This is a genomic window from Cellulomonas sp. P5_C6 (genome assembly GCF_054049635.1).
Genome location: NZ_JBFULZ010000146.1, coordinates 1 through 10342, shown reverse-complemented (window position 1 = coordinate 10342; position 10342 = coordinate 1). Strand labels below are relative to the sequence as shown.

9 protein-coding genes are annotated in these 10342 nt (G+C 71.9%); 1 reads left to right on the top strand and 8 read right to left on the bottom strand.

The annotated features are described in order from the left end of the window. From ACXJKG_RS15235 to ACXJKG_RS15205, 7 genes are all read right to left on the bottom strand, one after another. Positions 1 to 3079, bottom strand: a 3079-nt coding sequence (locus ACXJKG_RS15235) for a pullulanase X25 domain-containing protein (RefSeq protein ID WP_456846593.1), incomplete at its 3' end; no start/stop codon positions are given. A gap of 139 nt (positions 3080 to 3218) precedes the next feature. Beyond that, positions 3219 to 3944 (bottom strand): biuret amidohydrolase, encoded by a 726-nt coding sequence (gene biuH, locus ACXJKG_RS15230; RefSeq protein ID WP_456846592.1) that lies wholly within the window; start codon positions 3942 to 3944, stop codon positions 3219 to 3221. Then, positions 3944 to 4507 (bottom strand): cysteine hydrolase family protein, encoded by a 564-nt coding sequence (locus tag ACXJKG_RS15225; protein WP_456846591.1) that lies wholly within the window; start codon positions 4505 to 4507, stop codon positions 3944 to 3946. The genes biuH and ACXJKG_RS15225 overlap by 1 nt, the downstream gene beginning before the upstream one ends. A 56-nt stretch (positions 4508 to 4563) precedes the next feature. After that, positions 4564 to 5715 (bottom strand): BMP family ABC transporter substrate-binding protein, encoded by a 1152-nt coding sequence (locus ACXJKG_RS15220; protein ID WP_456846590.1) that lies wholly within the window; start codon positions 5713 to 5715, stop codon positions 4564 to 4566. Positions 5716 to 5752: 37 nt separating this feature from the next. Next, positions 5753 to 6664, bottom strand: a complete 912-nt coding sequence (locus ACXJKG_RS15215) for an ABC transporter permease (RefSeq protein ID WP_456846589.1) — start codon at positions 6662 to 6664, stop codon at positions 5753 to 5755. Continuing rightward, positions 6661 to 7764, bottom strand: coding sequence for an ABC transporter permease (locus ACXJKG_RS15210; protein ID WP_456846588.1), 1104 nt, complete (start codon positions 7762 to 7764; stop codon positions 6661 to 6663). The genes ACXJKG_RS15215 and ACXJKG_RS15210 overlap by 4 nt, the downstream gene beginning before the upstream one ends. Next, the gene (locus ACXJKG_RS15205; RefSeq protein ID WP_456846587.1) at positions 7761 to 9308 is read right to left on the bottom strand and encodes an ABC transporter ATP-binding protein; all 1548 of its coding nucleotides are present in this window, start codon (positions 9306 to 9308) and stop codon (positions 7761 to 7763) included. Before ACXJKG_RS15205 ends, ACXJKG_RS15210 begins: the two co-directional genes overlap by 4 nt. A gap of 163 nt (positions 9309 to 9471) precedes the next feature. On the opposite strand from ACXJKG_RS15205, the gene ACXJKG_RS15200 reads away from it, so the two are divergent. Next, on the top strand, positions 9472 to 10092 hold the full coding sequence (locus ACXJKG_RS15200) for an alpha/beta fold hydrolase (protein ID WP_456846586.1): 621 nt from the start codon (positions 9472 to 9474) through the stop codon (positions 10090 to 10092). On the opposite strand, the gene ACXJKG_RS15195 is transcribed toward ACXJKG_RS15200, so the two are convergent. Then, positions 10089 to 10342, bottom strand: a 254-nt coding sequence (locus ACXJKG_RS15195) for an integrase core domain-containing protein (RefSeq protein ID WP_456846585.1), incomplete at its 5' end; no start/stop codon positions are given. The two genes, ACXJKG_RS15200 and ACXJKG_RS15195, sit on opposite strands and share 4 nt — an antisense overlap.

Genomic DNA, 10342 nt, shown 5'->3' with positions numbered 1-10342 from the left:
CCTGGATGGTGAGGACGTGCGTCGCCAGGACGTACGAGAAGGTCACGGGCTTGCCGCCGGGCGCGGTGAACGGGATGTTCGCGCCGCCCGCGACGCCGCCCGCGCCGTAGTTCTCGTCCCATCCGAGGTTGTGCGCGACCTTGACCTCGTAGCTGCCGGCAGGCACCTCCGCGGTGAACGTGTACGTCCCGTCGCCGTCCAGGTCCTGGAGCCAGGTCTTCATGCAGTCCGGCTGCCAGTCGCCGGGGCAGCCCAGCTCGCTGTTGACGGAGCCCGGGACCGTGAGGATCGGGCCCTGCGCGGTCGACGAGAAGTAGTGCGTCACCGGGTCGTAGTAGAACGTCACCGGGCCGGCGATCGTCACCGAGAACAGGACGTTCGCGCCGTTGTTCACGCCGCCCTTGCCGTAGTTCTCGTCCCAGCTGCCGTTGATCGCGACCTTGTACTCGTAGTTGCCGACCGGCAGCGTGAACGTGCCGGACCAGATGCCGTCCGGGCGCGCGGTCAGCTGGATCGCGTCGCAGGCCGGCTGCCAGTCGCCCGCGCAGCCCAGCTCGCTGTTGTGGCTGCCGGGCACGGAGACCGACGTCGGCGGCACCGGGCCCGTGTCCGGCACCACGCCGTCGATCGCGCCGCCGACGCCGGCGAAGGTCGACGCGGCCGACCTGTGACCCGCGGCGTCCACCGTCACGGCGCGGTACTCCACGATGGCGCCGTCGGGCAGGCCCGTGACCTGGTGGTACACGCGGGGAGACGTCGTCTCCGACGTGCCGAGCGGCGTCCAGGTCGTGTCGCCGAGCACCCGGTAGGCGAACGACGTCTGGCTCCACACGTCGTCGGCCACGTCGGCGCTCACGGGCACCAGCCCGGAGAGCCCGGCGCCCGCGGAGGGCACCGTGACGCTGATGCTGCCGGCGGTCGCGGGGGCGCCGACCGTGGTCCCGGCCTTGAGCACGATCGCGCTCAGGGCGGGGACCGTCACCGAGACCTTCCCGTCCGCGGCCGCGGTCACGCTGGTCGTCGTCCCGTACAGCGGGGCGAACGTGGCCCCGGGGGTGAGGGTGTCGATGGTGACCGTGGCCGGGGTGGCGCCGTTGTTCGTCGCGACGAGGTGCTCGATCTTCTCGGTCGCGTCGACCCGGGAGAACGCGTAGACCGCGCCGCTGGCGTACCGCTCGATCTGGGCGCCGTCCTGCAGTGCACGCGAGCTGCTGCGCAGAGCCGCGAGCTCCGCGATGTGCTGGTACAGCACGGAGCCGGTGTCGTACCGGTCGACCGAGCCGGCGAGCGTGCCGTCGAGCAGGTTCTGGTTGGCGTACTCCGGCACCTGCGTGGCGAACATCGACTGCCGCGCGTCCTTGTCCGTGCCGTCCCCGGCGCCGACGAAGCCCTGCTCGTCGCCGTAGTAGACGACCGGCTGGCCGCGCGTGAGGTACATCAGCGAGTGCGCCAGCTCCGAGCGCTGCTCCGGGCTCGTGGCGTTGCCGACGAAGTGCCCGATGCGCCCCATGTCGTGGTTGCCGAGGAACGTGGGCAGGGCCTGGGCGTTGGTCGTCGGCGTCGTGTACATGTCGTCGCCCGCGTACAGCGACCTCAGGGCGGACGCCGAGGACGAGCCGTTGGAGTAGCCGCTGGCCGCCGCCTGGAACGTGAAGTCGAGGACCGCGTTCATGTCGCTGTCCCGCAGGTACGGCGAGAGCTTGGCCGGGTCGGCGTCGTACACCTCACCGAACATGAAGAAGTCCGGGTTGCCGACGGAGGACGCGTGCGCCCGGACCGCCGTCGTGAACTTCTGCCAGAACTCGAAGTTGACGTGCTTGGCGGTGTCGATGCGGAAGCCGTCGACGCCCAGGTCGACCCACTGGTCGTAGACGTCCACGAACCCGTTCACCACGGTCGGGTTCTCGGTCATCAGGTCGTCCAGGCCGGAGAAGTCGCCGTACGTCGTCGACTCCCCGGAGTACGTCGAGTCGCCGCGGTTGTGATAGAGCGTCGGGTCGTTCAGCCAGGCCGGGACCTTGACGTTCGCGTCCGCGGGGGCGATCACCGGCGTGTACGGGAAGCTGGTCGCCGGGTCCATCGTCGGGAAGCTGTCGGTGCCCGCGTAGGTGTGCGGGTCGAAGACCGTGCCGCTGGCGTCCTTGTACGGCGTGGTCGCCTGGTCGATGTACGTGTACTCGTTCTGGGCGTACGAGATCACGTCGGCGGTGTGGTTCGCGATGATGTCGAAGTAGACCTTGATGCCGCGCGCGTGGGCGTCGGCGATCAGCGTCTGCAGCTCGGCGTTGGTGCCCAGGTGCGGGTCGATCTGCGTGAAGTCCGTGATCCAGTACCCGTGGTACCCGGCGGAGGCGTCCGCGCCGGTGCCCTGCACCGGCTTGTTCTTGAACGAGGGGGTCAGCCAGATCGCCGTGGTGCCGAGCCCCTGGATGTAGTCGAGCTTGCTCTGCAGCCCGGCCAGGTCACCGCCCTCGTAGAAGCCCTTGTCCGTGGGGTCGAAGCCCGTGGTGAGGCGGTCGCCCGTGAGGCCGCCGGTGTCGTTCGACGTGTCCCCGTCGGCGAACCGGTCCGTCATGACGAAGTAGAACTGCTGGTCGGCGCCGGGGTCGCGCACGGGGGCCGCGACGAGGGCGTCGTCCGCCGGCGTGTAGCCCGCGCCCAGGTCCAGCGGGGTGACGGCGATCCGGTGCGTGGTGTCGTCGAACGTGAACCGCAGGCTCGAGGGTCCGTCGACGACGAGGGGGATGTTGTCGGCGCCGCCGTTCTTGCCGTACGCCTCGTCCCACGAGTCGTTGATCGCGACCTTGTAGCCGTAGGTGCCGGCGGGGACCGTGAAGTCCGCGGAGTACACCCCCGCTGTCGACGTCGGGGCGAGCTCCGTCTGCGTGCAGTCGGGCTGCCAGTCGCTCGCGCACCCGAGCTCCGTCTGCAGGTCCCCCACCAGGGCGACCGTGCGGTCGGCGGCCTGCGCGGGGGTGGGTGCGACGGCGGCGGCGAGCCCGATCCCCGCGACCGCGAGGGCGGTCAGCGCGGCCAGGACACGAGAGGGATGACGGACGGGGGCGTCGGCGGGCGACATGGCGACTCCTTCGTCTCCCCGCACGTCGATGTGCGGGGCAGGTGTCGCCGACCGTATCCGCTTGCAGCAACTTGCAGCAAGAGAATCGGGAGAATCTTGCAGGGATCGGAGAGAACGGGCGGCCGGCGCCCGCTCGTGATCAGGCCGGGAGCGGGTTCGCCAGCGAGGCCAGCAGGGCCGCCGAGTCCGCGACGGCGCCGAACACGCSGCCCTGCATCGTCACCATCTTCAGCGCCGCGAGGTAGTTGCCGTAGTCGGTCGCGCCCGTGCAGTCGGACAGCAGCAGGCACTCGTAGCCCCGGTCGTTGGCGTCGCGCATGGTGGTGTGCACGCAGACGTCGGTGGTGATGCCGGTGAGGATGATGTGCGTGATGCCCCGGCTGCGCAGGATCAGGTCGAGGTCGGTGGCGTAGAACGAGCCCTTGCCCGGCTTGTCGATGACGAGCTCCCCCGGCCACGGCGCGACCTCGGGCACGATCTCCCAGCCCGGCTCGCCCCGGGTGAGGATCCGGCCGCACGGCCCGACGTCCCCGATGCCGGCGTCGATCCGCCGCGAGCGCCACAGCTTGTTGGCGGGCAGGTCCGAGAGGTCCGGGCGGTGGCCCTCGCGGGTGTGCAGGATGTGGAACCCCAGCTCGCGCGCCACCGCCAGCATCGCCGCGGTCGGCGCCAGGCCGGCGCGGGTCAGCTCGAGGTCGTAGCCCATCGCGTCGACGTAGCCGCCCGGACCGCAGAAGTCCCGCTGCCAGTCGATGTTGAGGATCGCGGTCGTCGCGGCGGAGAACGTGCCGTCGTACGGCCACGCGTACGGGTCGGCCTCGACCGGGCCGAAGGTGGTGGTCGCGGTGGTCAGCTGGTCGGTCATCACAGGTCTCCTGAGGTCAGCACGAGGACGGGTGTGGCGAGGGCGTCGATGACGGCGGCGACGGTGCCGACCGCGCCGAAGATGCCGCCCGACATCTCGATGCTGGACACCGAGGCGGCCACGAGGTCGGGATCGATCGGCACGCAGGCGTCGAGCACGAGGAGGCACTCGTACCCGCGGTCGTTCGCGTCGCGCATCGTCGAGTGCACGCAGGTCTCCAGCCCCACGCCGGCGAACAGCAGGCGCCGGACCCGGCCGGTCCGCAGCACGAGGTCGAGGTCGCTGGCGTAGAACCCGTCGACCCCACCCGCGGTGAGGTCGAGGTCGGCGACCCCCGGGGCCGCCTCCCCCGGGATGCCGGGCGACCGGTCGGTGCCGGGCGCGGGCGCGGTGGTCCGCACGACGATGACGCGGCCCCCGATGCCGCGGACCGCCTCGGCCAGGGGGTCGATCGCGGCGGGCGGGTCGACGCCGACGGGCAGGACGACGAGCAGGGCCGTGCCCGGGCCGCCGAGGTCGCCGTCGAACGGCCAGGGGTACGGCGTGGCGCCGGTGACGTGCATGGGGGTCTCCCAGGGTGGTGGCCGGGGCCGGCCGCGAGGACCGGCCCCGGCGACGGTCAGGAGAGGGTGCCGGTGACGCCCTGGACGAAGTAGTCCATCTGCTCGATGGTCTCGATCGGCGGGGTCACCCCGGCCTCGACCTTGACGGTGCCGTCCTGCGCCGTGATCGGGCCGGTGAACGGGCTCCACCCGCCCTCGATCTTGGTGGTCGCGGCCGCGATCAGCGCCTTCGTGTCGTCCGTGACGCTCGGCCCGAACGGGGAGGCCACGAACGGGTTGGCGCCGCCGGCCATGTTGGCGCGGTAGTTGGCGTTGTACTCGCTGCCGGTGAAGTCACCGTCGATCGCCGTCTGGACGATGTCCGAGTACAGCGGTCCCCAGTTCCACTCGGAGCCCGTGAGCCAGCCCTTCGGGGCCAGCGACGAGGCGTCCGCGTGGTAGCCGACCGTGTACGCGCCGGCGGCCTCGGTCGCCTCGATGATCGTCTTGGTGCAGTCCTGGTGCTGGGTCACCACGTCGACGCCCGAGCTGAGCAGCGACGCCACGCGGTCGGCCTGCGTGGCCGGGTCGCACCAGCTGGTGGTCGAGACCGCGGTCACGTCCACGTCGGGACGCACCGACTGCGCGCCCAGCGTGAAGGCGTTGATGTTGGCCAGGGTCTGCGGGATCGGGATGGCGTAGACGTAGCCGAGCTTGCCGGTCTTCGTCGCCGCACCCGCCGCGATGCCCGCCAGGTACACCGGCTCGTAGACGCTGCCGAAGTACGAGCCCATGTTGGCCGGGACCGGGTCGATGAGGCCGCCCTGGTGGACGACGACGACGTCCGGGTGGGCCGCTGCGACCTCCTTGGCCGCGTCGAGGTGGCCGTAGCTGGTGGCGAAGAGGATGGTCGCCCCCTGCGCGACCATGCTCTCCATCGTCGTCGCGGCCGTGTCGTCCTCGGGGATGTTGTACGCGTCGAGGACCTTGATGTCCGGGAACTTCTCCCGCAGAGCCTCGACGCCCTGGTAGACGGCCTGGTTGTAGCCGAAGTCGTCCTTGGGCCCGACGGCGATGACGCCGACCGTCGTGGCACCCGCGCCGGGGGCCGAGTCGGATGCCGGCCCCGAGCCGGCGGAGGTGGGCGACGAGGCGGCGGGGCTGCACGCGGCGAGCACCGCCAGCACCGCCGCGACGAGCGCGACGCGAGCTGTTCGGGAGATGCGCATGGTGATCCTTCCGGAGGTCCTGCAGGGAGGGGGAGGGTCAGGTGGTGCGGCTGTTGTCGAACACCTTGAGCAGCTCGTCCGGGGCCGCGAGCATCGTGCGGCGGCCCAGGACGGCCAGGACGACGAGCGTGAGGACGAACGGGACCGCGTTCAGCGCGAACTGGTTCACGGCGATGCCGGAGGTCTGCAGCACCGAGGCCAGCGACAGCGCGGCGCCGAACAGGTAGGCGCCGGCCATGATGCGGATCGGGTTCCACATCGCGAAGATCACCAGCGCGACGGCGATGAACCCGCGGCCGGCGATCATGTTCTCGAACCAGCTGTTGGCGTAGGCGATCGAGATGTGCGCACCGCCGACGCCCGCGAGCGCCCCGCCGACGATCGTCGCGCCGTACCGGACGGCCTTGACGCTGTAGCCGTTCACCTCGAGAGCCTCCTTGCGCTCCCCGGCCGTCCGGACCAGCAGCCCGACCCGCGTGCGGAACAGGACCCACCAGATGACGGGCGCGGCGACGTACGCGAGGTACACCAGCGGGTCGTGGTCGAACAGGATCGGCCCGAGCCCCGGGATCTCGCTCAGGCCCGGCACGGGCACCGGCGTGAACGCGTTGATCTGGCGGCTGACGTAGCTGACGCCGAACAGCGACGTGATGCCGAGGGCGAGGAAGTAGAGCGTCAGCCCGCTGGCGAACTGGTTGGCGCCCCGGCTCACCACGAGGATCGCGTGCACGAGGCTGAGCAGGGCGCCGGCCAGCGCGCCGCCGAGCACCCCGATCCACGGGCTCCCGGTCTGCGCCGTGACCGCGTACCCGCCGAGCGCACCCAGCAGCATCGCGCCCTCGGTCCCGAGGTTGATGACGCCGCCGCGCTCGGAGACGGTCTCCCCCAGGCCCGCGTACATGATGGACGTGCCGCCGCGGACCGCCCCCGCCAGGATGTCGATGATCACGACGTCACCTTCCGCGGGCCGGTCCAGCCGAGGACGGCCAGCAGCACCAGACCCATGAGGATGTTGACGGTCGCGGCCGGGAGGCCGGAACCGATCTGCAGGCTGTTGCCGGACACCGCGATCGCCGCCAGCACCAGCGACGCCAGGAGCAGCGGCAACGGCTTGTGCCGCGAGAGCCAGCTGGCCAGGAACGCGACGTACCCGATGGTCAGGCCGAACGTCGGGCGCAGCTTGTACTCCATCCCCGCGAACTGGATGTAGCCCGCCAGGCCGGCCAGGGCGCCGCCGATGAGCAGCGCCGTGAGCAGCAGCGTGACCACGGGCAGTCCCGCGCGGCGGGCGGCCTCGGAGTTGCCGCCGACGACCGCCAGCCGGAAGCCCCACGTCGTGCGGCTCAGCGCGAACCACACGCCGAGCGCCGCGATCACCGCCAGCGCGACCCCCACGTGGATGGCCGTGCCGGCGAACACCGGGAGCTTCATCGCGTCGTTCAGCTCGACGCTGGTGGACTGCCCCAGCGCCGCCGGGTCCTTCCACGGGCCGAGGATGAGGAAGAGCATCGAGTACAGCGCGACGTAGTTGAGCAGCAGCGTGGTGACCGCCTCGTTGACCTTGACGACGATCCGCATGGCGGCCGCGATGCCCGCCCACGCCGCCCCGGCGACCATCGCCGCGAGGATCATGAGCAGCATCACCAGCCACGGCGAGGCGATCGGCGTGAGCCACAGCGCGACGGCCGCCGACGCGATGCCGCCGATGATCAGCTGGCCCTCGCCGCCGACGTTCACGAGCCCGGCGCGGGCCGGCACGACGACCGCGAGCCCGGCCAGCGCGATGGGCGCCGCCCGCAGGATGATCTGCTGGAACTGGCCCGACTGGGTCAGGGTCGAGCTCCAGATGTCGGCGTAGACGGCGATCGGGTCCGCGCCGTTGGCCAGCACGAACGCCCCGAAGACGACCAGCCCGGCGATGAGCGCGCCCACCCAGCGCAGCAGCGTGTAGCCGCCGCTCTTGAGCCGCGCCTGCGGGTCGTTCACCTCCGCCGCGGCCGGCGGCGGCGCCGGGGCCGGCGGGGCCTCCTTCGTCACGTCCTGGCTCATGCGACGCCTCCGAGCATCAGTCGTCCGATGGACATCCGGTCCGCACCGGCGGTGTCGACGACGCCCACCAGGTGTCCGTCGTGCATGACGGCGATCCGGTCGGCCACGGAGATCAGCTCGTCGAGGTCCTCCGAGACCATGAGCACGGCGGCCCCGCGGGCCCGGTGCTCGAGCAGCAGCTCCTGCGTGCGCCGCGTGTTCGCCACGTCGAGGCCCCGGCTCGGGTACGCGGCGACCACGAGCGACGCGTCCTGGCCGAGCTCGCGGGTGAGCAGGACGCGCTGGATGTTGCCGCCCGACAGCGACGAGAGCGTCCGCTTGGTCGGGGCCATGTGCAGGCCGACGCGCTCGTCGAGCACCGCGGTCCGCGCCCCCACGGCCTGCCAGTCGATGCCGAACCCCTTGCGGGGCGCCCGGCGGCCGTCGAGCACCATGTGCTCCAGAACGGTCAGCCCGGGGACCACCGAGTCCGCCACCGGGTCCTCCGGCACCGCGACCGCGCCGCCGTCGATCGCGGTCCGCGCGGTGAGCCCGTCCGCCGAGTCCCCCACCCGGACCGAGCCGTGGGTCACGGGCCGGAGCCCGAGGGCGACCTCGCACAGCTCCTTCTGCCCGCTCCCCGCGACACCGGCCACGCCGACCAGCTCCCCCGGGTGCACCTCGAGGTCCACGCCCTTGAGCGCCACGTGCCCGCGGTCACCGAGCGCCGTGGCACCCTGCAGCTCCAGCACCGCGCGCCCCCGCTCGGGGACCGCGACGCGCTCGACGGCCAGCGGCGGCACGCGCCGGCCCACCATCGCCTCGACCAGCTCCGCGTCCGAGAAGTTCCCCGGGTCCTCCGCGTTGAGGATCACCTGCCCGCCGCGGAGCACGGTGACCTGGTCGGCGATCGCCCGGACCTCGCCCAGCTTGTGCGTCACCAGGACGACACCGAGACCCCGGTCCCGCAGCTGCGCGACCGTGCCGAAGAGCGACTCGACCTCCTGCGGCGCCAGCACGCTGGTGGGCTCGTCCAAGATGACCAGGCGGGCACCCGTCATCAGCACCTTGAGGATCTCGGCCCGCTGCCGCTCGCCGATGGACAGGTGCCGGACCTTGACCGACGGGTCGACCGCCAGCCCGTAGGCCTCGGACGCCTCGGTGATGCGCGCCGACAGCTGAGGGAGCCGCAGCCTGGGGCCGTCCGGCAACGCCAGCGCGATGTTCTCCGCGACGCTGAGCGCCGGGACGAGCCGCAGGTCCTGGAACACCATGCCGATGCCCAGCGCCCGCGCGTCCGCCGGGCTGCCCGGCGCGACCGGCGCCCCGTCGACGAACATGCGCCCCTCGTCGGGCGTGTAGACGCCGTAGATCATCTTGAGCAACGTGCTCTTGCCGGCACCGTTCTCGCCGATGAGGCCGTGCACGGTGCCCGGCAGGACCGTCAGGTCCACGTCCCAGTTGGCCTGCACCTCACCGAAGCGCTTGGACAGGCTGCGCACCTCGAGCAGGGCGGCGGGCTTGCCCACCCGGCTGCTGGCGCGGGCGACGGCGTCGGAGGTCATCGACGGCTCCGAGGCAGGCGGTCTCGCTCCGTATCCAGAGCGGTATCCGAGCGTGTATCCATGCTCGGAGACTAGGAGTGTGATGTTTCGGACACTGACGACACACGTAACGCTTACGTGTCTGACCTGCGGGAGCACTCCCCGGGCCGCCTACGCTCACGCCATGCCGACTTCCCGCGTGCTCCTGGTGCACGGAGCCGCGACGACGTCGCAGGTCTGGGCGCCGCTGGCCCGCCTCCTGCGCGCCGACGGGCTCGAGGTCGTCGCGCCCGACCGGCCGAGCAGCGGCGAGCTGGCGGTCGAGCTGGCCGCGCTCGACCCGGCCGGTTGCGTCGTCGTCGGCGTCAGCGGGGGCGCGACGCTCGGGCTCGCGCTGGCGTCCTCCCAGGTCCTGGCGGGTGCCGTCCTGCACGAGCCCGCCGTCGGGTCGCTCGTGCCCGGCCTGCTCGACCACGTGGTCGCCGGCTACGCCGCCGATGGCGTCCCGGGCTTCGGCACGGCCCTGTACGGACCGTCGTGGCGGCCCACGATGGCTCCGGCCGACCCCGGCGCGGTCGCGCGGGACCTCGCGATGTTCCGGCGCTTCGAGCCGGCGCCGCTCCTGCCCGGGCAGGGGCGGGTCGTCGTCACCGTCGGAGAGCTGTCGCCGCCCGCACGGCACGAGGCCGCCCGGGCCCTGCACGACCGGCTCGGCGTCGAGGTCCTCGTGCTGCCGGGCGTCGGCCACTTCGTCCAGCACGACGACCCCGYGGCCCTCGCCGCGGTCGTCCGGTCCCTGGTCTAGTTGTACTGACCCGGAGCGTTGTTGACGCGGTCGATGGGGCGTTGGCCGCCGATGCCGAGGTGGGGTCGTTCCAGGTTGTAGTGCTCGAGCCAGGTCGGCAAGAGCGCGGCGCGTTCGGCGTTGCTGGTGAACACCTGGGAGTAGGCCCACTCGGCGGCCAGGGTCCGGTTCAGGCGCTCCACCTTGCCGTTCGTCCACGGGCAGTGCGGCTTGATGAACTTCAGGGTGATCGCCAGGTCGGCGGCGGCCT

Excerpts from the sequence above, each read along its gene's own strand:
- ACXJKG_RS15225 (WP_456846591.1), bottom strand. The coding sequence starts at position 4,507 with ATGCACGTCACCGGCGCCACGCCGTACCCCTGGCCGTTCGACGGCGAC.
- ACXJKG_RS15220 (WP_456846590.1), bottom strand. The coding sequence starts at position 5,715 with ATGCGCATCTCCCGAACAGCTCGCGTCGCGCTCGTCGCGGCGGTGCTG.
- ACXJKG_RS15210 (WP_456846588.1), bottom strand. The coding sequence starts at position 7,764 with ATGAGCCAGGACGTGACGAAGGAGGCCCCGCCGGCCCCGGCGCCGCCG.
- ACXJKG_RS15205 (WP_456846587.1), bottom strand. The coding sequence starts at position 9,308 with ATGACCTCCGACGCCGTCGCCCGCGCCAGCAGCCGGGTGGGCAAGCCC.